20 protein-coding genes are annotated in these 23,442 nt (G+C 69.5%); 9 read left to right on the forward strand and 11 right to left on the reverse strand.

All coding sequences use genetic code 11. The features are described from left to right. Positions 1 to 2: 2 nt before the first annotated feature. The gene (locus BI335_RS09720) at positions 3 to 803 is read right to left on the reverse strand and encodes an SCO2322 family protein (protein ID WP_229119531.1); all 801 of its coding nucleotides are present in this window, start codon (positions 801 to 803) and stop codon (positions 3 to 5) included. Between the two features lie 262 nt (positions 804 to 1,065). On the opposite strand from BI335_RS09720, the gene BI335_RS09725 reads away from it, so the two are divergent. After that, complete coding sequence (locus BI335_RS09725; protein ID WP_229119532.1) at positions 1,066 to 2,757, forward strand: ArnT family glycosyltransferase; 1,692 nt, start codon at positions 1,066 to 1,068, stop codon at positions 2,755 to 2,757. On the opposite strand, the gene BI335_RS09730 is transcribed toward BI335_RS09725, so the two are convergent. The 3 genes from BI335_RS09730 to BI335_RS09740 all read right to left on the reverse strand — a co-directional run bounded on the left by BI335_RS09730 (position 2,751) and on the right by BI335_RS09740 (position 6,166). Then, on the reverse strand, positions 2,751 to 4,124 hold the full coding sequence (locus BI335_RS09730; RefSeq protein WP_094430601.1) for an HNH endonuclease signature motif containing protein: 1,374 nt from the start codon (positions 4,122 to 4,124) through the stop codon (positions 2,751 to 2,753). The two genes, BI335_RS09725 and BI335_RS09730, sit on opposite strands and share 7 nt — an antisense overlap. A gap of 294 nt (positions 4,125 to 4,418) precedes the next feature. Next, a complete protein-coding gene (locus BI335_RS09735) occupies positions 4,419 to 5,306 on the reverse strand; it encodes an aminoglycoside phosphotransferase family protein (RefSeq protein ID WP_094430603.1) in 888 nt (295 codons plus the stop codon). Beyond that, positions 5,303 to 6,166 (reverse strand): LLM class flavin-dependent oxidoreductase, encoded by an 864-nt coding sequence (locus tag BI335_RS09740; protein ID WP_094430605.1) that lies wholly within the window; start codon positions 6,164 to 6,166, stop codon positions 5,303 to 5,305. Before BI335_RS09740 ends, BI335_RS09735 begins: the two co-directional genes overlap by 4 nt. Positions 6,167 to 6,207: 41 nt before the next feature. On the opposite strand from BI335_RS09740, the gene BI335_RS09745 reads away from it, so the two are divergent. Both BI335_RS09745 and BI335_RS09750 read left to right on the forward strand, forming a co-directional pair. Beyond that, a complete protein-coding gene (locus BI335_RS09745; RefSeq protein WP_094430607.1) occupies positions 6,208 to 7,368 on the forward strand; it encodes an alpha/beta hydrolase in 1,161 nt (386 codons plus the stop codon). A 44-nt stretch (positions 7,369 to 7,412) separates the two neighbouring features. Beyond that, positions 7,413 to 9,143: a glucosaminidase domain-containing protein gene (locus tag BI335_RS09750; RefSeq protein WP_094430609.1), complete on the forward strand. Its 1,731-nt coding sequence runs from the start codon at positions 7,413 to 7,415 to the stop codon at positions 9,141 to 9,143. A 5-nt stretch (positions 9,144 to 9,148) separates the two neighbouring features. Here the strand turns inward: BI335_RS09750 and BI335_RS09755 are convergent, their stop codons facing one another. Continuing rightward, a complete protein-coding gene (locus tag BI335_RS09755) occupies positions 9,149 to 9,706 on the reverse strand; it encodes a Clp protease N-terminal domain-containing protein (protein WP_094430611.1) in 558 nt (185 codons plus the stop codon). 2 nt (positions 9,707 to 9,708) lie between these two features. Then, positions 9,709 to 9,930 carry an RNA polymerase sigma factor sigma-70 region 4 domain-containing protein gene (locus BI335_RS09760; RefSeq protein WP_094356613.1) on the reverse strand — a complete coding sequence of 74 codons (222 nt, stop codon included), beginning with the start codon at positions 9,928 to 9,930 and terminating at the stop codon, positions 9,709 to 9,711. 158 nt (positions 9,931 to 10,088) lie between these two features. On the opposite strand from BI335_RS09760, the gene BI335_RS09765 reads away from it, so the two are divergent. The 3 genes from BI335_RS09765 to deoC are packed head-to-tail and all read left to right on the forward strand — an operon-like array spanning position 10,089 to position 13,266. Beyond that, positions 10,089 to 10,718 carry a uridine kinase family protein gene (locus tag BI335_RS09765; protein WP_094430614.1) on the forward strand — a complete coding sequence of 210 codons (630 nt, stop codon included), beginning with the start codon at positions 10,089 to 10,091 and terminating at the stop codon, positions 10,716 to 10,718. 41 nt (positions 10,719 to 10,759) lie between these two features. After that, a complete protein-coding gene (locus BI335_RS09770) occupies positions 10,760 to 12,565 on the forward strand; it encodes a M48 family metallopeptidase (RefSeq protein ID WP_094430616.1) in 1,806 nt (601 codons plus the stop codon). Between the two features lie 23 nt (positions 12,566 to 12,588). Continuing rightward, positions 12,589 to 13,266, forward strand: a complete 678-nt coding sequence (deoC, locus tag BI335_RS09775) for a deoxyribose-phosphate aldolase (protein ID WP_094430618.1) — start codon at positions 12,589 to 12,591, stop codon at positions 13,264 to 13,266. Between the two features lie 14 nt (positions 13,267 to 13,280). Here deoC and BI335_RS09780 read toward each other — a convergent pair whose 3' ends face one another. Beyond that, positions 13,281 to 14,174, reverse strand: coding sequence for a phenylalanine 4-monooxygenase (locus BI335_RS09780; RefSeq protein WP_094356617.1), 894 nt, complete (start codon positions 14,172 to 14,174; stop codon positions 13,281 to 13,283). Between the two features lie 250 nt (positions 14,175 to 14,424). Here BI335_RS09780 and BI335_RS09785 point away from each other — a divergent pair, with 250 nt between their 5' ends. Next, the gene (locus BI335_RS09785; RefSeq protein ID WP_172421818.1) at positions 14,425 to 15,483 is read left to right on the forward strand and encodes a glucosaminidase domain-containing protein; all 1,059 of its coding nucleotides are present in this window, start codon (positions 14,425 to 14,427) and stop codon (positions 15,481 to 15,483) included. A gap of 83 nt (positions 15,484 to 15,566) precedes the next feature. On the opposite strand, the gene BI335_RS09790 is transcribed toward BI335_RS09785, so the two are convergent. The 4 genes from BI335_RS09790 to BI335_RS09805 are packed head-to-tail and all read right to left on the reverse strand — an operon-like array spanning position 15,567 to position 19,215. Next, a complete protein-coding gene (locus BI335_RS09790; protein ID WP_094356619.1) occupies positions 15,567 to 16,490 on the reverse strand; it encodes an ABC transporter substrate-binding protein in 924 nt (307 codons plus the stop codon). Positions 16,491 to 16,493: 3 nt separating this feature from the next. Further along, entirely contained in the window at positions 16,494 to 17,246 is a 753-nt protein-coding gene (locus BI335_RS09795; RefSeq protein WP_094402579.1) for an ABC transporter permease, read from the reverse strand. Beyond that, positions 17,243 to 17,893 (reverse strand): ABC transporter permease, encoded by a 651-nt coding sequence (locus BI335_RS09800; RefSeq protein ID WP_094356621.1) that lies wholly within the window; start codon positions 17,891 to 17,893, stop codon positions 17,243 to 17,245. Before BI335_RS09800 ends, BI335_RS09795 begins: the two co-directional genes overlap by 4 nt. Continuing rightward, positions 17,890 to 19,215 (reverse strand): ABC transporter ATP-binding protein, encoded by a 1,326-nt coding sequence (locus tag BI335_RS09805; RefSeq protein WP_094430624.1) that lies wholly within the window; start codon positions 19,213 to 19,215, stop codon positions 17,890 to 17,892. Before BI335_RS09805 ends, BI335_RS09800 begins: the two co-directional genes overlap by 4 nt. A 114-nt stretch (positions 19,216 to 19,329) precedes the next feature. Here BI335_RS09805 and BI335_RS21380 point away from each other — a divergent pair, with 114 nt between their 5' ends. Further along, positions 19,330 to 19,923, forward strand: a complete 594-nt coding sequence (locus tag BI335_RS21380; RefSeq protein ID WP_166646808.1) for a GOLPH3/VPS74 family protein — start codon at positions 19,330 to 19,332, stop codon at positions 19,921 to 19,923. Between the two features lie 126 nt (positions 19,924 to 20,049). Then, complete coding sequence (locus BI335_RS09815) at positions 20,050 to 23,316, forward strand: (Fe-S)-binding protein (RefSeq protein ID WP_094430626.1); 3,267 nt, start codon at positions 20,050 to 20,052, stop codon at positions 23,314 to 23,316. Positions 23,317 to 23,442: the final 126 nt, after the last annotated feature.

Here is a 23,442-nt window from a genome sequence, read left to right on the forward strand (position 1 = left end):
GCTCAGGCCTGGGTCTTCTTGTTGCGGCGGGTCAGCAGCAGCGCACCGCCGGCGAGCGCGACGACGATCACCGCGCCGACCACGATCGGGCCGGTGGCGCTGGTGGGCTGGTTGGTCGCTTGCGGGGATCCGTTGCCGGGTACGAAATCCTGCGATACGCCGACCGGGTTCTGGACGGTCAGCGGGAGGGTGGCATCGGCCGGGGTGCTGTTGATCTGCACCGCGCCGCCGCAGCCGTCGGCCGGGTAGCCGTCGATGCCGCAGGTGAGCTTCTCCTTGCGGACCGGGGCGACCTTGTCGAGCACGGCAGCACCGGTGGCGTCGGATTCGATCAGTACGCAGGTCCCCTGCACCTCACCGTTCGGCTTGTCGGCGGGGCTGGGGGCGTCCTCGGGGGTGCCCTGGTCGATCACGACGGCGACCCGCTTCTTGCCCTCGGCGGGCTGCACGTCGGCGCAGATCTGGTTGAAGTCACCGGCCGCCCGGGGGACGCGGGGGGCGTTGCTGGTGGCCTGGGCGAAGCGCCAGCCCTCGACGGTGCCGTCGGCCGGGGTGAGACCGTCGGCGGCCTTCTGGGCGTATGCCCACTTGCTGCCGTCCCACTGGTAGTAGGCCCAGTAGCGGTAACCGTCCTCGGCAGCGGCCTGCGGCGCCTGGGCGATGACCCCGGCGAGGGCGGCGACGGCCACGATGACGGCGAGCAGGGCGCGGCGCGCGTGGGCGATGGTGCGGTTCATCAGTCCTCCCGGGATCGGGGCTCGGGAGGCCGGCCGGGCCGAGATCGCGGCGCCGGTCTGCTCCACCCGTAGACCTCGACGAGTTGGTGCGAGCACCCGCGATCCCAGCATTCCGGCTCGCCCACTGCGGGTGGGCCCACGGTTGCGGGTCAGCGCCGGATTCGGACCGGCTTCCCTGGCATCACGGGTCTTCAAGTTGTGCTGGGCAGCCTATCGGCTCGCTCTCGGCGGCTGGAAATCATGCCGACCGATGGGCCGGGTGATCGGCTGGGTGATGGGCTGGGTGCGAGCCACAGAGCGCACACAGCGCGGCCATACAGCGGGCACAGTGCGTGCTGGTCCAATCGGCAGCATGGGTTCGCTGGGTACGCGGGGCACGCTGCTCGGGCTGCTCACTGCCACCGCATTGCTCTACCTGTGGGATCTGGGTGCATCCGGGTACGCCGACCCGCTCTATTCGGCGGCGGTCCAGGCCGGTTCGGAGTCCTGGCCGGCCTTCTTCTTCGGTTCGTTGGACGCCGGAAACGCCGTCACCATTGGCAATCCGCCGGTCGCGGTCTGGATCATGGCCTTCTCGGCGCGGATCTTCGGTCTGTCCCCCTGGTCGATGCTGGTCCCGCAGGCGCTGATGGGGGTCGCCGCGGTGGGTGTGCTGTACGCCACCGTGCGCCGGGTGCTCGTCCGCGGTGGCCGGGACCGGGGTCGGGCGCACTGGGCCGCGCTGGGTGGTGCGGCGGTGTTCGCGGTGACCCCGGTGAGCGTGGCAGCGTTCCGGTGGAACGGTCCGGAGGCGCTGCTGGTGCTGTTGCTGGTGCTGGCCGGGTATTGCACGGTGCGGGCGGTGGAGCTCGGGTCGAGGCAGTGGCTGGTCGGGGCCGGCGTGCTGATCGGCTTCGGCTTTCTGACCGGGCTGCTGCCGGCGCTGACCGTGCTGCCCGCGGTCAGCGTCGCCTATGTGGTCGGCGCACCGGTGGGGTGGCGGCGCACGCTGCGGGATCTGCTGGCGGCCGGTGCGGCGGTGCTGATCTCGGCCGGCTGGTATGTGGCGGTAGTCGAGCTCGTCCCGGCGCGGTGGCGACCCTTCGTCGGTGGCTCGCCGGACGGTTCGCTGCTCGGATTGCTCGGGTCGCCCCGTGCGACCGGGGGCGTGGTCGAGGGCACGGCCGAGAGCTGGACCGGTGCGCTGGTCGCCTGGTTGCTGCCGGCCGCGGTGATCCTCACGGTCTTTGCGCTGGGGTGGACACGCTCGGCGATCCAGCGGGCCGGTCTGGTGCTGTTCGGCGGCTGGTTGCTGGTCGCCGGAGTGGCGGGCCAGCCGGCCGTGCTGGCCCCGGCGATCGGTGGGGCGGTCGGCCTCGGCGTGGCGATCCTGTGGTCCGCTCGGGGTTCGCTGCCGGCCCGGATCGGGCTGAGTGCGGCGGTCGGTGCGACCGCGGTCTGGGCGGTGGTGCTGAGCAGCCGGACCGCCGGGGCGTACCCGGTGCTCGGCTGGGTCGCCGGCATCCTGGGTGGACTGGCGGCACTGACGCTGCTGGTCGGTGACCGGCTGGCCAAGGTGTCGGCGGTGGCCGTGCTGGTCGGTGCGGCGCTCGCCGGATTGGCGGGACCGGCAGCGTACTCCCTCGTCACCGCGGCCATTCCGCGTGCTGGTGGCGGCGCGGTGGCCGGGGCCGCGATCGGCGGGAACGAACTGGACCTGGCGCTGCTCGACGGCGCGCCCCGCTACGACTGGGTGGCGGCGACGGTCGGTGCCCGGAGCGCCGCTCGCCTGCAGTTGGGCAGCGGCTATCCGGTGCTGGCGGTCGGTGGACTCGACGGTTCCGATCCGACGCCGACGCTGGCCGAGTTCGAGGAGATGGTGCGGCAGGGGCGGATCCACTATTTCGTCACCGGTTCTGGTGACCAGGTGCCGGACGCCTCCGGTCCCGCGCTCGAGATCCAGACCTGGGTGAGCGCCAACTTCCCCGCGCAGACCATCGGCGGCAGCACCGTCCATGACCTGGCCGACGCCGGTCAGTGATCGTTGTCGCCGAGGGGCCGTTGTCGGATGCGGTGGCGGAGATGGCGCCTTGGTCTCCGGTTACGGTCCAATCCTCGTGGTGGCAGGAATTCCGGGAGTCGGTCTTCGGGGTTGATTCGTGCTTCCCAGCGGTTGTCGTTGTGCAGCTGCTGGCGGGTGGGCTCGACGAGGGCGTGGTGGTGGGGGCAGAGCAGGACGCCGTTGTCGAGGGACGTGGGGCCGTCGCACCACCACGGTCGGATGTGGTGCGCGGCGCACCGGCGGGTCGGTTGGTCACAGCCGGGGAAGACGCAGCCCCGATCCCGCGCCACCAGCGCCGCCCGGATCGCCCCTTCGAAGAACCGATGGCTCCGGCCGACATCCAGCGGAACACCGAAACCGTCGAGCACCATGGGAATGATCTCCGCGTCGCAGGCCAGCAGCCGGAGTTGCTGGGCCGACAGCGGTCCGGCCGGAGTATCGACACACCCGATCCCGCGGCGCAGGGTGTCGAGGGTGACGGTCACGTTGACTCGGGCACGGTCGTTGCCGCGGGCGGGTGCGCGGTTGGCATCGGCGTAGGTCTGGACGAGTTCCATGAGCGCGTCGGCGCGGCGCATCGCCCGCGACGGCCGCCCACCGCACAACCCACAGGAGGGTCCGGGACACACGGACCCACACGGCGGCGGATCGTCGGTCTGGTTCTTCTCCAGCACTGCATCCAGCAGGGCGAGGAGCTTGTCCCCCTCGACAGCGGGGACGCGGCCTTTGATGATGGTGGAGCCCGTCCCGTCGGGATAGAGGTGGAGTTCTCGGTTGCGGCGGGCGGCGGCTTCCTGCTGCTCCAACCGCCGCTCCAACAATGCATCCGCGTGGTCGGGGTCGACCACCTCGACCAACCGGACACCGAGCACCCGCAGCTCCGACGGCCCGAACCGCTGGGCCTGATCCACCATCGTCTGCTGCGCGGCAGTCTGTTGGCCGGGTGCAAGATCGGGTGGGAGGTGTTTCAGGGCGGTGAGGATCGCGGTCGTCTGCCGCGGCGACACCCGGGCCTGGGCGAGGCCTTCCCACACCAGCGGTGCGTTCACGATGCGGATCGCTTCCCGCAGCGCCCCGGACGCCTCCGGTCCGGAGTAGGCGTGGCGTTCCCGCATCCAGGTCGTGGTGCACACCCCATGCACATGCTTCGACGCATCAGCCTGGTCGATCCCGGCGAGGGTGCGGGTGGTGTGGGCGTGCAGGCGGGCGGTGATCTGTTCGTTGAGCTCGCCCAGGTGGAGGCGGTGTTCGTCGCTGAGGAGCCGGTCGTCCATCGCAACCAGCTGGCGCAGCAGATCATCGACCGCGGTCGCGGTCTCGATGATGGCTGCTGCACTGCTGTCCATACCCTGTAGTCAATCGAGGGGGTCTGACAGTGCTGGCCCGGATTCGCCGTTCTGGAGAGGAATCTGGGAATCTGTGGATAACTTTCTTTGGGGGGTTCATCTCGACACGCGCGGCATTGCTCCGCTGCGCTCCGCATGCCGCGCTACTCGATGAACGGGGGGCTTGGCTTCGACTCGCTGGCGCTCGCTCAACCGGCGTACGGGTACATCTCGACACGGTCGCTGCGCGACCTACTCGATGAACGAGGGTGGGTCCATCTCGACACGGTCGCTGCGCGACCTACTCGATGAACGTCAGGGGAGGAGACGGTCCGGGGTGGCGTAACCGGCGGGTTCCCAGGTGGGTTTTCCACCGGGTAGGCCTTTGCGGCCGTTCTGGCCGATGGCGATCAGGCCGATCGCGCGGAGCACGGCCCAGCCGCGGGCCCGGGTGATCGTCGCCGGGTCCGCTGCGGCGTACGACTCGAAGAAGCGATCGGCCGCGCCCTCGGGCAGCAGCAACCAGGCCGCGGACAGATCGGTCGCCGGATCGCCCGCGCACAACTCGCCGAAGTCGAGCACCCCGGCCAGCCGGCCGGTCCGGGTGACCACATTGGCCGGATGCAGATCACCGTGAACCCACAGCGGCGGCCCCGGCCAGACCGGCGCGGCCAACGCCGCCGCCCAGATCTCACGCACCTCCGACAACCGCGGATGATCGGCCAACAAGGCAGCCAGGGACTGTCCGACCTGCTCCTGGTACACCGCCAACGGTACGCCCCGCGTCGGATTCTTCGGCGCGTCACCCGGAGCCGGGAAATGCAGTGCAGCAAGGAATCCAGCCAGCTCGACCGCGGACTCCGGGTCGGTGATCGGTTCCCGGTCCGCCGGCTCGCCGGGAACCCACCGAGCGATCGTCCAGGTGTGCGGGAAGAGCCGCGATGCGAACCCGGCGCGGACCGGCACCGGGGTGGGCAGCGGCAACCGTTCGGCGAGACCCGGCAGCCAGGCCCGTTCGGTCTCCAGCAGCGCGGGCGCACGCTCACTGCGCGGCATCCGCACCGCGAGCTCCGCGCCGAGCCGCCACTGCTGATTGTCCCAACCACCATTGACTTTCCGCAGTTCCAGCTCCGCCAGATCAGGATGCTGGTCCCGCAGCAGAGCCTGCACCAGATCGGTGGCGAACTCGGGGTGATCCTTCACCGGGCCCGCTCCGCAGCGACCGCTTCGCGGACGGCCGGGGCGATCTCGTCGCTGATCCGGCGCAGCTCCGACTCGAGCGGCGGCACCCCGAACACATAGGCGTTCATGCCGTGCTCCAGTGTCGTCGTGGTCAGCAGATCGACCCACTGCTGGGTGGAGAAATCGCCCCACACGTTGTAGACCCGGTTGATCTCGGCCGGATCCCGACCGGCGGCGAGGGCCGCGTCGTCGATCCGGGCATTGGGCTCGGCGAGCTTGTCCGGCGGCACGAACGCCAGCGACGGCAGCCAGCCGTCCGCCTTGCTGCCCAGGATCTGCAGCATCCGCGGCCCCAGTGCACCGAGCCAGAGACCGATCCGATGGATCGGTGGCGGCCCGGGGTGGGCGCCCTGCAACCGGTACCAGTCGCCGTCGTAACTGACCGAGCGCCGGCCGCTGTCGAACCAGAGCCGCAGCACGTCGACCGCCTCCTCCAGCGCGTTGACGCGTTCCTTCCTGCTCCGTTCCGGCGTACCAAGCGCCGCGATGCCCTCCCAGAACACCCCGGTCCCGAGCCCCAGCTCGACGCGGCCATCGCTGATCCGATCGAGGGTCGCGGCGGCCCGGCCGAGCATCACCGCACCGCGCAGCGGGACATTGGCCACATCGGGGAAGACGCGGACCCGTTCGGTGGTGCTGGCGATCGCGGTGAGCAGGGTCCAGGCGTCCAGATGACCCGAATTGTAGGGATGGTCCTGGACGCCGATCAGATCCAGCCCGGCCTGGTCCGCGATCCCTGCGGCGCCCAACGTCTCCCGCGCCGAGCGGACATCCGGGTCGGCGAACCAACCGAATTCGAGGTCGCGTCCGTAATCGGTCATCTCTGTGCCTCCTCGGGCGTCTCGCTGGTTAGCCTAGGCCGATGACAGGCTCCTCGGTATACCCGGTGCCCGACAGCATCCGATCGCGATTCGTGCCGGCGGTGAACGGGCTCACCGTGCACTGCCTGGAGGCGGGTCCGGCCGACCCGGATGCCCCGGCCGTGCTGCTGTTGCACGGATTCCCGGAGCTGGCCTACTCCTGGCGCAAGGTGATGCCGCCGCTGGCCGAGGCCGGGTACCGGGTGATCGCGCCGGACTTCCGCGGTTTCGGGCGCACCACCGGGTGGAGCGCGACCTGGAGTTCGGCCGCGGACCTGCGGCCCTTCCGGTTGCTGACTGCGGTGCGCGACCAACTCGGTCTGCTGCAGGCGCTGGGCGTACGCTCGGTGGCCGCTGTCGTCGGGCATGACTTCGGGGCCTGGGTGGCGCCGTGGTGTACGCTGGTACGTCCCGATGTGTTCCGGTCGCTGGTGGTGCTGAGCTCACCGTTCGCCGGGCCGCCGTCGCTGGCCACCGCGGGGACCGATCCACGAGCCGACTGGCCGGCACGGCTCGCCGGGCTGCCACGACCCCGCAAGCACTACCAGTGGTACTACTCCACCCCGGCCGCGAACGATGACATGGTGCGCGCCCCGCAGGGTGTGCACGACTTCCTGCGGGCGTACTTCCACATGAAAAGTGCTGACTGGGCAGGGAATCGGCCACACCCGCTCGCCGATGCCAGTGCCGAGCAGCTCGCCGAGTTGCCGACCTACTACGTGATGGACATCGGGGCGACGATGCCGGAGACGGTGGCGCCCGAGATGCCGTCGGCGGCCGAGATCGCGACCAACACCTGGCTGCCCGATGACGAGCTCGCGGTCTATGCCGCGGAATACCGCCGGGTCGGTTTCGGCGGCGGGTTGCAGTGGTACCGACGGGCCACCACCGGCCTCGACCAGGCCGAGCTGGAGCTGTTCAGCGGGCGTACCGTCGATGTCCCCACCCTGTATCTGGCCGGTGCCAGCGACTGGGGCACCCACCAGGTCCCCGGTGCGCTGGAGACGATGCGGACGACCGCCTGCACCAATCTGGTCGGAACCCACCTGATCGACGGCGCCGGCCACTGGGCCCAGCAGGAGCAACCCGAGACCGTCACCCGGCACCTCCTCGACTTCCTGGCCGACGGCGATCTGAACCGGGAACCCTCAGCCCCCGGTTGACCGTGGACTGGTCAAAACCGACGTGGGCACCGGAGAATCAGCGCATGGTGAATACCCTCCCCCACACCAGGCACCTTCGTCGCGTCACCGCACTGCTCACCCTGGCCCTTGCCCTCACCACCGTCGCGGTGTTCGGCGCGCCACCGGCCCGGGCGGCCGACACCACCCGGTTCATCACCGCGGTCGCACCGATGGCCCAGCAGGCCCAGCGCGAGTTCCGCGTCCCCGCCTCGGTGAGCATCGCCCAGTCGATCCTGGAATCCGGCTGGGGGACCTCCTCGCTCGCGGTCTACGCCCACGCCTACTTCGGCATCAAGTGCAAGACCGATTACGCCAGCCCCTACCAGCTCGGTTGCATGGACAAGTCCTCGTTGGAGTACTACGACCCCAACAATCCGACCCCGGTGGTCAGCGCCTTCCGCACCTACCGCTCGGCGGGTGACTCGTTCTCCGACCACGGTTACTTCCTGAAGAACTCCAGCCGGTACGCCGCCGCCTTCAACTATTCCAGCGATCCGGACAACTTCATCCGCGAGGTGGCGAAGGCCGGGTACGCGACCGATCCCGGGTACGCCGACTACATCATCAGACTGATGCGCACCTACAACCTGTACGCCTACGACTCGGCCAGCACCACGAACCAGCCGGTCCGGCTGGACGGCGCCATCGGTGACAAGTACTACGCGATCGGCGGACCGTCCAGCCCGCTGGGTTTCGCGATCGGCGGTGAGGTCGATGGTCCGGTCGCCGGATCGCGGATGACCGTGTTCAACAAGGGAATCCTGCCCTGGAGCCCCAGCGGCGGTGCACACCCCATCATGACCGAGATCTGGTCGCACTACCGCTACAGCCAGTCGCTGCGCGAGGTGCTCGGCCCGGTGACCTCTGATGCGTACACCACGAATTCAACCCTGCAACAGAATTTCGTCGGTGGCCGAATCACCCGTACCAATGGTTCCTGGAACGACGTCTACGGCCGGATCTTCGTCCGCTGGACCGCGCTCGGTGCCGACCGCGGGCTGCTCGGGATGCCGACCAGCACCGAGACCGCCGGCCCCGTCGCCGGCAGCCGGATGAACCGGTTCGCCGGCGGCACGATCATCTGGTCCCCGCAGACCGAGGCGCAGGCCCTGTTGCCCGGAATCTCCGCCTGGTATTGGAATCTGAGCACCAGTGATCGTCGGACGATCGGCATTCCGCGCTCGGCTGAGTACCAGGTGAGCGGCGGCATCGCGCAGGACTTCACCGGTGGCACCGTCTACTGGCGCGACGGGCGGGCGGTGATGGTCTACGGCACGATCGGGGAACGGTACGCGGCCCTCGGCGGCCCGGGCGGACAGCTCGGTTTCCCGACCAGGCAGGAATTCGGCTTCAACGGCGGTCGGGTCACCGACTTCGGCAACGGCAGCATCTACTGGTCGCCGGCCACCGGTGCGCAGCCGGTCTGGTCGGGGATCAACAGCTGGTACCGCGGCCGGCCGCCGGCGGTGCAGAGCGGCCTCGGCCTGCCGAGCGCGGTCGAACAGGACGCCGAGGTCCCGGGCACCCGGGTGCAGGCGTACGCCAGTGGCCGAATCTACTGGTACGACCTGCAGGCGCACTCGGTCTACGGCAGCATCGGGCAGAAGTACGCCGAGTTCGGCGGTGCCCGCTCGCAACTGGGTCGCCCGACCGTCGAGGAGTACGACATCCCCGGCGGCCGCGCCACCGGATTCGAGGGCGGCCGGATCGAGTTCTCCTGGCGTGACTACTCCACCCGGGTGATCCTGAACTGAGGCCCTCAGGCGGCCGGTCGCAACCGATCCCGGAGTCGCGCCGCGACGGTCCCCGGGTCTGTCCCGCTGCGAACCACGGCGCGATGGGCGATGCCGGAGCTCGGATGCAGCAGCGCGACCAGGATCGCATCCGCGCCGATCTCCCGCGCACCGGCATCGACGACCTCGCGCAGTGATCGTTCCAGCGCTGCCTTCGCATCGGCGGTGAACTGGATCCAGCCACCCTCCGCACCGCGACGTTGCCAGAAGCGGCGACGGCCGGGCGTCGCGGCCGGGCGATCGAGCGCACCGGCACCGAAGGTCTGCTCGACCCGCTCGCGGACCGCGTCGAGGTCGATTCCCAACCCGGCCAGGGATTCCTGGTCGATCCTGCCCTTCGGGCTGCGGAGTTCCCCGATCGCGGACCGCACCTGATCGACGTCCAGGCCGTCGACCGGTTCGGTTGCGTCCAGGGCGGCGAGCAGCAGGTGCTCGGTACCGATGTGGTTGTCATTCACATCGCCGGCGAGTCGCTGCGCCTCGACGACAAGCTGTCGGGCCGACTCGGTGAATCGTTCGAACATGATCAGCCTTTCCGCCCGAGGTGGGCGTGCTTCTTGTGCACCGCCTGTTTGCTGACGCCGAGCGCGGTGGCGATCTCCTGCCAGGACCAGCCCAGGCCCCTGGCGCGCTCGACCTGCAGGCGTTCGAGCTGGTCGGTGAGTGCGCGCAGGCTGGCCACGGCCCGCAACCCCTCGGCGGGGTCCGAGCTGTCCACTCCGGTGGTGATGTCCGTTCCGATCGACATGCCGTCAGCTTAGGTTGACGCCGCGAGTTCGTCAACGGTTGTTGACACACGCCGCGTAACCGGACGTGCAGTAGTGTCCGAATCGACGCCCTGACGGCCGCTCACACGGCGTGTCGTCGACCACTGCACGTCCGGTTACGCGGACCGACAATGGCCTCATGGAACTCCACCCCGGCGAACCGGTCGCCGACCACTGGCAGGTGTTGGACGCGGCGGATCTCCGCGCCCGGTTGGCCCCGCACCGATTGATCCTGGTCGACGGCGGCTCCGGCAGCGGCAAGACCACCTTCGCCGACCACGCCGCCGCGCAGCTCTCCGCGGACCTGGTGCGCACCGATGACCTCGCCTGGCACCACCACGCCACCGACTGGGACACCGAGCTCATCACACACGTCATCGAACCCTGGCGACGCAGCGAACCGGTCCGTTACCGCCCTCCGGGCTGGGTGACCCGCAACCGTGCCGGCGCGGTCACCGCGTCCGCCGGGCGGCAGCCGATCATCGAAGGGGTGGGTGCCGCCCGGGCATCCCTGGCCCGGGCGGCCGATCTGGTGATCTGGGTGCAGACCGATCGCATGCTCGCGCGCGAGCGCGGCATGGCCCGGGACGTCCAACTGGGGCGTACCCCCGCCGAGGCGGAGCGGTTCTGGACCGAGTGGATGAGTGCCGAGCACCCCTTCCTGGCCGCCGAACAGCCCTGGCGCAATGCTCACCTGATCGTCGACGGCGCGGGTTCGACCGCGTTCGCCACCCGGATCGCCGACGGCCCGGTTGCACCCGTCGGCTGATTCACTGGGTGGGCCTCCCGCCCCCGATTCGAGAGGACCCGATGAAGTCGGTTCGCGCGCTCCTCAGTCTGTTGCTGCTCGTTCTGTTCCCCCTGGTGGTGGTCGCCGCGCTGGTCGGTGTGATCGCACTGACGGTCACCGTCGCCGGCCGGACGGGCTCGACCCCGTTCGCCGCCAAGCTGATCCTGGTCCCGGTGCTGCTCGGCGTCGTCGTCGCCGTCGGTGAGGTGCTGCGCCGCCGTCCCGAGCCACCGCCGCTGCCGGAGCTCACCAGGGCCCAGCACCCGGCGCTGTGGGCCCAGGTCGACGAGCTCGCCGCGCTGGCCCAGACCGCCCCGCCGGATCGCATCGAGCTGAGCCCGGAGGTGAATGCGGCGGTCTATCAGACGAAGAAGGGCCGTTCGATGGTGATCGGGTTGCCGCTGCTGGCCACCTTCACCGTCGCGGAACTGCGCTCGGTGCTCGCGCACGAGCTCGGCCACTTCGCCGGCGGGGACACCGCGGCGAGCTCGAGAACCCTGCGCCTGCAGGTTTTTCTGCGGACGGCACGCGATCATGCGGGCCTGCTGCTCGGCTGGTTCTACCGGCTCTACTACCGGCTCTATCTGTGGGTCAGCTCCGCCAGCCGACGCAACGCCGAGTATGCCGCGGACCGGCTGTCGGTGCGCGCCACCGACCCGCAGACCGCGGCCGAATCGTTCCGGCGGCTCTACCAGGTCGCGCTGGCCTGGGACCTGGTGGAGGAGGAGTACCTGCCGATGTTCCCGCTCGCCGGCGCCCGCGCCTCGATCGGCGAGGCGCTGCACGGTGTCCTGCAGCAGAACGCCGAACCGATCCAGCGCGCCGCCGATGAGGCGATCGCCACCCAGCGACCCGCCTGGGACGATTCCCACCCGCCGACCGCGCAGCGGATCCAGAACTTCCGCGACCAGCCGACGGAGCCGGGCACCACACCCCCGGACACCCGCCCCGCGGTGTTGCTCGTCGGCCGTGAATCCCTGGATGCGTTGGAGGGCGAACTGCTCACCCAGGACCTGCCGTTGACCGGTTGGCCCGAGGTGCAGGCCCGTGCCCAACAGGTCGCGCAGCGGGAGCGTACCGGGCACCTCCTCGGCGAGTTGCGCAGCGAGAACATGATCGCCCGGCCCCGGCTGGCCGACTACTTCGCGCTGGTCCGCAATCGGCCCGACGCTCTCCACCCGCTGGTCAGCTCCCCCGACCAGGACGGTGCGACCGGGCTGCACCACCTCACCCAGGGGCTGACCCTCGGCGCACTCGCCGGCACCCCCGGCGTACACACCCGCACCGACTGGCGGACCGAGGTGCAGTGGTTCGCTCCCGACGGCAGCCCGATCGACCTCGACGCGCTGACCAGCGCGCTGATCGACCCGAACGGGCCACCACCGGGCCAGCTGCTGCCGGGGGCACCGCTCGATCAGGATCTGGTTTCGGCGGAGCCGACGGCCCAGGAGGCGCCGACCGCGGCGGCGATGTGCCTGCGCGGCCAAGGCGGCCAGTTCTTCGACCTGCTGCTCTATCCCTCCGGGATCGCCGTGCTGCCCCTCGATCTGCCGATGGCCGACCGGATGGGGGCCGCCCGCGGCAAGGCCTACCACGAGCAGCGGTTGCAGCAGCTGGCCGGCCGGCCCCGAGAGGTGCTGCTGCGCAGCCTCGGCGGCCAGTTCGTCCCCTTCGATCGGCTGACCGACCTGAAGGTGGGCCGCGGCCCGTACCGTTCGGTGCGGTTCACCGTCGACGGCACCCCGATCACCCTCGGGAAACGCGACTGGAGCCAGGACTTCGGCGGCGCCTGGGACGCGCTGCGCGGGCTGCAACAGCCCACCTGAGCACCCGGCTAGGCTGAGTCACCATGACCACCTTGTCCCGCGCGGAGCTCGCCCAGTACGTCGACCACACCCTGCTCAAGCCGGAGGCCACCCCCGCCGATGTGCAGGCCCTGGCCGCCGAGGCGCGCGAGCTGGGGGCGTACTCGATCTGCATCTCGCCGAACATGCTGAACCCGGCGGTGCTGGGGGGTGAGCTGGAGCTCGGCGAGGTCAAGCTGGCCACGGTCTGCGGCTTCCCCTCCGGCAAGCACGAGTCCGAGATCAAGGCTGCCGAGGCGGCCAAAGCCGTCGAGCACGGCGCCGACGAGGTGGACATGGTCATGGACATCGGCGCGCTGAAGTCCGGCAACACCGACGCCGTCACCGCCGATATCCGCGCGGTCCGCGAGGCCATCCCCTCGGCGATCCTCAAGGTGATCATCGAGGCCGCGGCGCTCACCGACGACGAGATCGTCGCCGCCTGCCGCGCCGCCGAGGCGGCGATGGCCGACTTCGTGAAGACCTCGACCGGTTTCCATCCGGCCGGCGGGGCGTCGGTCGAGGCGGTACGCCTGATGCGCGAGACCGTCGGCGATCGGCTCGGGGTGAAGGCCTCCGGCGGCATCCGCGATCACGCCACCGCGATCGCGATGATCGAGGCGGGTGCCTCCCGGCTCGGCCTGTCCGGGACGGCGAAGGTGCTCGAGGGCGCCACCGACTGACGACGCCGGGTGACTCAGGCGGGGGTGCCCACCCCGCGGAGCGCGGCGATCGAGTCGTCGGTGCAGGTGTCGAAGAAGACGCCGACGACCTCCTCCAGCTCATCGAGGTTCTGGGCGGCGAACAGCACCGGCTGATAGGCGGTGATGTCGTAGTTGATCGAGCCCATCTGCGGCAGGTCGAGCGGGCGGATCTCCATCTGGGCGTATTCGTCCATTTCCCCATAGCTGGAAAGGATTCCGGCGCCGTACGCCTTCAGGTCACCGTCCTCCCACATCACCCCGAACTCCATCGAGAACCAGAACACATCCGCCAGGAACTGCATCCCCTCCTCGCTCTCCAACCGCATCGAGGCCTGCCCGGCGGCCTCGGTGAGCCGCGCGAAGCGGGGACTGGCGAGCTGGTTGCCGTGCCCGATCACCTCGTGGATGATGTCCGGCTCAGGGGTGTAGAGCGGCTCGGAGGGATGACGCAGATACTGCGTGGAATGGAAAACCCGGCGCCCCAGCGCGCCATAGAACTGGCGCAGTTCGACCAGCCCGGGGGCGGCGATGTAGCTCCATCCGGTGAGCGGTTCGATCAGCGCGCTCACCTCATCGAGCTGCGGCACCCGATCGGTGGGCAGCTTGAGGGCCGCCTTGGCGGCCAGGTACTCGCTGTGCGCGTGGCGCTCGTGCTTGGGGGCGAGTTCGCGACTGACGATCCGCCAGACCTCGTTCTCCTGGTCGGTGTACGCGATCTGCGGGATGGGTTGCCCGGGTGACCAGGAGACCGCGGCGGCGGCGATCTCGTTGCGGCGGGCGCGGTAGGCCTCGTCCTTGAACCCCGGATGGTTCTCGCCCAGGTGCACCTGGACCGACCCGTCCGCGTCCGCGGAGACCGGGGAGTACAGCTGACCTTCGGTGAACATGATCCCTCCATCGACGGTGACGTGGACCACAAGTGCAACAGAAGTCCCACCCGGGGCCAAGTGTTGCCCGGCGAGCTGGTCAGATCGACCACCAATTGCACGCAGATCCCAAAAATCGCTGGTCAACCTGCGCACCAGGCCCCGAAGCCCCTTCCCGGCCGTCAGGGAAAGGAACCTTCCACCGCCGCGGACGAGACCGCGGCCGGCCTCCGGACCTAGCGTGAGGACGTACCCAGCCGAGGAGCCCACCATGAAACCGCAGCGCATCGACCGTCGCGTGCTGGCGATCGCGATCACCGTCCTGACCGTCGCCTCGTCACTGCTGCTGGCGCCGTGGGCGATGGCCGCCAAGGGGGTCGACACCTCGAGCAAGCAGGCCTACCTCAAGTCGGTCGCGCCGCTGGCCCAGGCGAGCATGAAGAAATATGGTGTGCCGGCCTCGGTCGCGATCGCCCAGTCGATCCAGGAGAGCTCCTGGGGCAAGTCCTCGCTCTCACTGGAGGGCAACGCCTACTTCGGCATCAAGTGCAGCTCGCAGAGCCAGTACAGCAACGGCTGCGTCACCAAGCAGACCTGGGAAGTCGTGAACGGCAAGAAGATCGTCATCGACGCCAAGTTCCGCAGGTATCCGAAGCCGGAGAACAGCTTCCTCGATCACGGGCTCTTCCTGAAGAGCAAGGACCGGTACGCCGCGGCGTTCAAGTACACCAAGCAGCCGAAGCAGTTCATCCGCGAGGTGCACAAGGCCGGGTACGCGACCGACCCGAACTACACCAACGCCATCACCAAGCTGATGGACCAGTACAACCTGTACCAGTACGACAAGGTGACGACCACGACATCGCCGACGAAGAAGCCGACGGGGACCAAGTCACCCACCAAGAAGCCGACGGCCAAGCCGACCGCGACGAAGTCCCCGACCGGCAAGCCGACGCCCAAGCAGACCGCGACGCCGAAGCAGACCGCCAGCCCGAAGCCCACGCCGAAGGCCACCGCGACCCCGAAGGCGACCCCGCCGGTCACGTCGAGCCCGGAGCCGACCACTCAGCCGACGAGCGAACCGACCAGCGAGCCGACGACGGGGCCGGAGCCCACCACCGACCCCACCTCGGAACCGGTGCCCACCGAACCCACCGAGCCGAGTGATCCGACCGAACCGGTGAACCCGGAGCAGCCGGCCGATCCGGAGAAGGAGTTGCCGCCCGACGTGCCCGCACCGGCACCGGTGGCGGACAGCAAGAGCAGCGGTGGCTATCCCACCGGCGGCTATCCCGAGACGACCGGCGGACTCGCCAGCACCGGAGTCTGACCCACCGAACCCACCCCGAACCAGAACCGCCTGACGCCCGGCCGCCCCCGGGCGTCAGGCCATTTCTCGGGCCAACGAGTGGGTCAGGCCAGGTTCTTGGACTTCAACCAGTCGCCGGCGACCTTCTTGGGATCCAGGTGATCGGCATCCACCTGCTTGTTCAGCGCGGTCAGGTCCTCGGTGGTGAGCGCCGCCTGGACGGCGTCGACGGCTTGGACGGCCGCAGCGTTGTTCTTCACCTCGGCGCGGACCAGCGGGATCACCTGCTGCGGCAGGATCATCTGCTGGGGATCGCTGAGCATGACCAGGTTGTTGTCGCTGATCGCGGCGTCGGTGGTGAAGAAGGTGGCCACCTGGACCTTGTTGTCGAGCAGATCCTTCACCTTCACCGCCTGGGCGTCGTAGGTGCGGAACTCCTTGAACTTGGCGCCATAGATCGCCTCCAACCCGGGCGGACCGTAGGGGCGATCCTTGAGCTCGGCCGGGCCGCCCAGGGCGGCATTGGCGGCGATCTTCTTCAGATCCGACAGGCTCTGCAATCCGTTCTGCTGGGCGTATTGCGAGGTCACGCAGTAGACGTCCTGGTCGGCGGCCTGGGAGGCCTTCAGCACCGCGAGCCCCTGGCCGGCGACCACGGTCCCCAGTGCCTGCTCGATCTCCGCGGGCTTGGTCGCCGGATTGTTCTGGTCCAGGTATTGCAGCAGGTTGCCGCCGTATTCGGGCACCATCTGCACCGAGCCGTCCTGGAGTGCCTTGATGTAGACCTCGCGGCTGCCGATGCCCTGCTTGGTGGTGGCCTGTACGCCCTTCGCGGCCATCGCCTGGGCGTACAGCTCGGCGAGCACCATCGACTCGGTGAAGTTGGCCGAGCCGACGGCGATGGTGCCGGCGGCCGGCGGGCCGGAGGCACCGGGTGAGGCGCTGGAGTTGGCGAGTGGATCATTGCCGACCCCACAGCCCGCCAGCGGAACCAGGGCGGTCAGGGCGAGGAAGTTGCGACGTTTCATGGGTCAGCCTTTCGCTTCAGCGGGCTCAATTTTCCCATCCGGGTTGGATTCCCGGGCAGGCTCGGCGGTCAGATTGGGGTCGGTATCGGTGTCGGTGTCGCGATGGACCGGGTTGGCGCGACGACGCAGGACGGCGGCGGCCACGCCCAGGACGATGTCCAGGACGATCGCCAGCGCCATCACCAGCACCGCCCCGGCGAACACCTCCGGATAACCGCCGATCCGCTTCTGCCCGTCGAGCACCAACCGACCCAGACCACCCGCGGCGGCCATCGCGGCGACGGTGGCGCTGGCGATCACCTGCAGCGAGGCGGAGCGGACACCGGAGACGATCAGCGGCAGCGCGAGCGGCAGCTCGACACGGCGGATCACCTGGCCGTCGGTCATCCCCATCGCGGCGGCGGCGAGCACGGCATCGGAGTCCGCGTTGAAGAATCCGGAGACGGTGCCGTTCAGGATCGGCGGCACGGCGAGCACGGCCAGGCAGAGCACCACCGGCAGCGCGCCGGTGCTCATCAGCGTGACCGCGAGCACCAGCAGACCGAGGGTGGGGATGGCCCGCGCCGCGTTGCTGATCCCGGCGACCAGGACGTTGCCGCGGCGGGTGTGGCCGATCAGGATGCCCAGCGGGATCGCCACCACCATGGCCGCGAGCAGCGAGACCCCGGAATAGAAGAGGTGCTCCAGCAGGCGCTGGCCGATACCGTCGCCGCCGGACCAGTTGGCCGGGTCGAAGAGGAAACCGAGGAGGTTCATCGCGACCCCAATCCGAACCAGGGCAGGAAGATTCGCTGGGCGAGCAGGATCAGCGAGTCGGCGATCAGGGCGAGCAGCAGGATCAGCACCATGGCGACGATGATCGGAGTGGCGAAGCCCTGATCGAAGCCCTGGGTGAAGTACTGCCCCAGTGCTCCCATGCCGATCACCGCGCCGACCGAGACCAGGGAGATGGTGGAGACGGTGGCGACCCGCAGGCCGGAGATGATCACCGGCATCGCCAACGGCAGCTCGACGCCGAGCACTCGGCGTACCGGGCCATAACCCATCGCCACCGCCGACTGGCGGACCGTGTCGTCCACCGCCGCGAACCCATCGGCGACGTTGCGGACCAGCAGCGCGAAGGCGTACACCGCGAGCGCCACCACCACATTGACCGGGTCGAGGATCTGGGTGCCGAGGATCAGCGGCATCACCACGAACATGGCGATCGAGGGGATCGCATAGAGCAGGCCGAGGACCGCCAGCCAGGCGCCGGCGGCGCGGCCGGTACGCCGGACCAGGTAGCCGACCGGCAGCGCGACGACCAGACCGATCAGCACCGGCAGCACCGAGAGCACCACGTGCTGGCCGGTCCGCGCGGCGATGTCGGCCGCATTGGCCTGCAGCCAGGTCCAGTTGATCACGGCTTCTCGCCCTCCGGTTCCACGTCGGCCGGCTGCTCGCTCGCGGGCGCGTCAGCGGGCTTGACGGCGGTGGCACCGCCGCGGCGCTTGCGGCGGCCCTTCGCGGAACGCTTCTGCTCGGCCAGCGCCTCGGCCTCGGCGCGCTGGCGCTCCTGGTCCGCGGCCTGCTCGGCGGCCTGCCGCTCGGCCTCGATACGAGCGGCCTCGGCATCCTCCTCGGACCGGATCTGGCGGGTCACCTGGCTCTCGGCGACCCCGGCCCGGTAGGCGCGGACGTGCTGCATCACCGCATCGTCGGAGATCACCCCGGCGTAGCGACCATCGGCGCCGACGGCGACCGCGAGCCCGGTCGGCGAGGTGAGCGCGGCCTCGACGACCTCCCGCAGCGGCGCCCCCGGGTTGGTGAAGGTGCTGCCCAGACCGAGCAACCGGCCCGGGCGCTGCGGATCGGCCCAGCCCTGCGGGCGGCCCTCCCCGTCGACGACCAGCACCGGTTCGTCGCTGGGGCCCTCCCCGCGCTCGAAGGCGGCGTTGCGGACGGTGCGCACCCGCTCCAGCTTCAGCTCCGGTGCACCCGCGAAGGTGAGCGAGCGGTAACCGCGGTCGCGCCCGACGAAGTCGGCAACGAACTCACTGGCCGGGTTGTCGAGAATCTCCTCGGGGGTGTCGAACTGGGCCAGATGGCCGCCCTTCTGCAGCACCGCGACCTGGTTGCCCATCGTGATCGCCTCGTCCATGTCGTGGGTGATCATCAGGATGGTCTTCTTCAGATCGGTCTGCAGCCGCTTCACCAGCTCCTGCAGATCGGCGCGGACCACCGGGTCGACCGCGGAGAACGGCTCGTCCATCAGCAGCAGATCGGGATCCGCGGCGAGTGCCCGGGCCACCCCGACGCGCTGTTGCTGGCCACCGGAGAGCTGGGCGGGGAAGCGACGGCCGAGCTGCGGTTCCAGGCCGACCAGCTCCAGCAGCTCCTGCGCGCGGGCATGGGTCTTCCGATCGTCCCAGCCGAGCAGTTCGGGCACGGTGCCGATGTTCTCCAGGATGGTGCGGTGCGGGAAGAGGCCACCGTTCTGGATCACATAACCCATCTGCCGGCGCAGCACCGTCTTCTTCAGCCGCTTGATCGGCGTACCGTCCCATTCCACGCTGCCGGCGGTCGGCTCGATCATCCGGTTGACCATCCGCAGCAGGGTGGTCTTGCCGCAACCCGAGGGGCCGACCATCACCGTGGTGCCGTCGGAGGGCACGACGAGGCTGAGGTCCTCCACGGCCTTGGTGCCGTCGGAATAGGTCTTGGACACCGACTTGAACTCGATCAAGGCGATCCTTGCTGCTGGCGGACGGACGGACCCGACAAGCGTAATCGCTGGGCCTGTCGGTTCCAGGAAGCTGCCCCGGCGGGTGCGAACCTGGCTCCAGTTAGCCTCTACCCCGTGCTGGTCGCCGAGAAACTCCTGCTGCTGCTCACCGATACCGAGACCGGGAGGGTACGTGGCCAGTTCGCCGATCGGGCGCTCGCCGGCGCCCTGCTGATGGACCTCTCCTTCCGCGGCCGGATCCGGGTGACCGAGAAGGGTGAGCGGAGCCATCGGCCGAACCGGGTCGTGGTGGTGAACGACGCCCCCACCGACGACGCGGTGCTCGATGCCGCGCTGGCCCGGCTCGCCGGGGCCGAGCGGCGGATGCAGAGCGCGGTCGGTCGGTTGGCGGGTCAGGTTCGTACGCCGCTGCGGGAGCGACTGATCGCGGCCGGTGCCGCCGGTGACCGGGCCGCGAAACAGGACCTGCTGACCACCCTGCGCCAGGTGCTGCTCGACGGTGCGGAGCCCGACACCGACACCGCGGCCCTGATCGGCGCACTGGCGGCACTCGGGCGCCTTCCCGGCATCCTCGGTGAGCGGTTGTCCCGGGAGCAGAAACGCGCGGTGCGGCAGCGGGCCAGCGAGCTGCGGCAGCAGAACTGGGCCGCGGATGCGGCGTACCGGTCGATCGTCGCCACCAACGCCATCATCGCGGGCGGAGCCTGACGCAGCTCAGGGCGTACGCTGACCCGAAGGTCACCACTGGCATCCCAAGCTACTGCCAAGTAACATGTGGCCACGCGAAGGTGCCGCAGGCTGGCACCGATACCACCCAGACCTCGGGAGCGCTGCGTGAAAACACTGGCTGTCGTCCTGGCCCTGCTGATCTCGGTCATCGGGGTCGCCCTGTTCGCCCGGGCCGTCGCCCACATCGTCGGCGTCGTCCGACTCGGGCAGCCGACCCTGGGCCGCTCGGATCGCCCCGCCGATCGCTGGAAGCACCTGCTGATCGAATCCTTCGGACACACCCGGATGCTGCAGTGGAGCAAGGTCGGCGCCGCGCACTGGGTGGTGTTCATCGGCTTCCTCTACCTCTTCTTCACCCTGGTCACCGCCTACGGCCAGATCTTCGTGCCGGAGTCCGCGCTGCCGATCGTCGGGCACTGGTTCGTCTACGAGTGGATCACCGAGGGGCTCGCCTGGCTGATGCTGGCCTGCATCGGTTATCTGATCGTGAACCGCTTCGTGCTGGTCGGCAACGGCAAGGGCCGATTCTTCGGATCCCGTTCCTGGCAAGCGATCTACGTCGAGTTCACCATCCTCGGGATCGCTGTCTGCATCCTCGCACTGCGGGCGCTGGAGTACGCCCTGGCGGTCGCGACCGGTTCGAGCCAGGGGACCCCGTTCCACTTCCCGCTGACCTTCTGGATGGCACCGAGCGGGATGTCGGTGGAGGCGCTGGAGACAGCGATCGTCTGGGTCGCGGCGCTGAAGATCATCGTCTCGATGGCCTGGTTCTGCGTGATCGGGCTGAACCTCACGATGGGTGTCGCCTGGCACCGGTTCTCCGCCTGGCCCAACATCTGGTTCAAGCGCAAGAGCGACGGCGGGACCGCGCTGGGCGCGATGCTGCCGATCAACATCGACGGCAAGCCGGTCGGCGGACTCGAGGATGTCGAGGAGCTGACCGACGAGCAGCAGGAACGGCTCGGGGTGGGCCGGATCGAGGACTTCGCCTGGAAGGGTCTGCTGGACTTCACCTCCTGCACCGAGTGCGGCCGCTGCCAGTCGCAGTGCCCTGCCTGGAACACCGAGAAGCCGCTCTCGCCGAAGCTGCTGATGATGGGGCTGCGCGAGCACGCGTACGCCAAGGCGCCCTGGTTGCAGGCGGCCGAGTCGGCCCGCGGTGAGCTGCCCGAGGCGGTCCGCCAGGAGGCCGAGCGGCCGCTGGTCGGGGTCGGTGCGGATGCGGTGGCGCAGGCCGAGGGTGACCCGATCCGGGTCGGCCCGGACGGTGCGGTCGGTGTGGTCGATCCGGACGTGCTGTGGTCCTGCACCAGCTGCGGGGCGTGCGTGCAGCAGTGCCCGGTGGACATCGAGCATGTCGATCACATCATGGACATGCGGCGCTTCGAGGTGCTGGTGAAGTCGGAGTTCCCGGAGGAGTTGAACGGGCTCTACAAGGGCCTGGAATCCAAGGGCAATCCGTGGAACCTGAACAAGAAGGGCCGGCTGGACTGGACCAAGGATCTGCCGTTCCCGGTGCCGGTGGTCGGCTCCGATGTGGAGGATCTGAGCGGTGTCGAGTATCTGTTCTGGGTCGGTTGTGCCGGCGCCTTCGAGGACCGGGCGAAGAAGACCACCCAGGCGGTCGCCGAGCTGCTGAACACCGCCGGGGTTTCCTTTGCGGTGCTGGGAACCGGGGAGACCTGCACCGGTGATCCGGCCCGGCGGTCGGGCAACGAGTTCGTCTTCCAGCAGCTCGCCGCCGAGAACGCGGCGACGTTGACCGAGGCCAAGGCGCACAAGGTGATCACCACCTGCGCGCACTGCCTGAACACGTTGAAGAACGAGTACCCGCAGGTCGGTGTCGAGCTCGAGGTGGTGCACCACACCCAGCTGCTGAACCGGTTGGTGCGCGATGGCCGGTTGACCCCGGTCGCGGCGCCGTCGGGTGAGGTCGCCGGACGCAGCATCACCTACCACGACCCGTGCTACCTGGGTCGGCACAACCAGATCTATGAGGCCCCGCGGGATCTGCTCGGTGCGATCCCCGGGGCGGCGTACGCCGAGATGCCGCGGCACGGCGACAAGTCGTTCTGCTGTGGTGCGGGCGGTGCGCGGATGTGGATGGAGGAGAAGATCGGTACCCGGATCAACCGGAACCGGACCTCCGAGGCGCTCACCGTACTCGGCCAGGACGAGAACTCCGCGATCGCCACCGCCTGCCCGTTCTGCCGGGTGATGATCTCCGACGGACTGACCGCCGAGCAGCAGGACGGCCGCGGCGAGAACGTCGAGGTGCTGGACGTCGCGCAGTTGCTGCTCGAGTCGGTACGCCGCGGCCAGCCGGCCCTCGAACCGGCGGCTGAGCGAGCGACGAAGGACCCCACTCCGGCGGCTGAGCGAGCGACGAAGGAGCGAGACGAAGCCCCGGCCGAGCCCGAGCCGGTACCGGTCGCTGAGCGAGCGAGGGACGAGCGAGACGAAGCCAAGCCAGCAACGACGGACACCGCCAAGCTGAGCCCCATCGAACGCGCCAAGCTCAAAGCCAAGGGCGGCACGAGCACCCCGGCAACCGAGCAGGCGACGGAACCGGCGGCTGAGCAAGCGACGAAGGAGCGAGGCGAAGCCCCGGCCGAACCTCAGCCCGCGAGCGACAAGCCCCTCTCCCCGATCGAACGCGCCAAACTCAAGGCCAAGGGTGGCGCAACCGCACCCGCGGTCGAGTCCGAACCGGCGGCTGAGCGAGCGACGAAGGAGCGAGACGAAGCCCCGGCCGAAAAGCCCGCACAGCCCAGCAACAAGCCCCTCTCCCCGATCGAACGCGCCAAGCTGAAAGCCAAGGGCGGCACGAATACCCCGGCAACCGAGCAGGCGACGGAACCGGCGGCTGAGCGAGCGACGAAGGAGCGAGACGAAGCCCCGGCCGTACCAGCCGGCGAGCAGAAGCTCAGCCCACTCGAACGCGCTAAGCTCAAGGCAGGCAAGGGAAATCCCGCACCAACCGCACGTCCCGAACCGAGCACCGACCCCACCCCGGCAACCAAGCAAGCCACGGAACCGGCGGCTGAGCAAGCCACGAAGCAGCGAGACGAAGCCCCGGCCGATAAGCCCGCACAGGCAAGCGAGAAGCCGCTCTCCCCGATCGAGCGCGCCAAGCTGAAGGCCAAGGGTGGTACCGCCAAGCCCGCACCAGCACGACCGGCAACGGACCCGGCTTCGGAGCCCGCGTCCAAGCCGGAGCCCACGCAGGAGTCTGCGCCGGTGAACGAGGCCCCCGAGCAGACGACCCCCGAGCCCGCGGCACCCACCCCGCCCGAGGCCACCGAGTCGGGTGCCGAGAGCCCGATCGCCAGGGCCAAGCGGTTGGCGGCCGAACGGCGCGCCAAGGGCTGACTCCACTTCGCGTACCAACTCTCACTCCGCGGCCTGTATGCGGTCCGCAGAGTGAAAGTTGAGCCGCAGAGTGGAGAACGGCCGACCGGGGAGGGTGGGCCGGTCCTGGTGGGCCCTGCGGAATTT

Source organism: Enemella evansiae, assembly GCF_002250705.1.
Classification (GTDB): domain Bacteria; phylum Actinomycetota; class Actinomycetes; order Propionibacteriales; family Propionibacteriaceae; genus Enemella; species Enemella evansiae.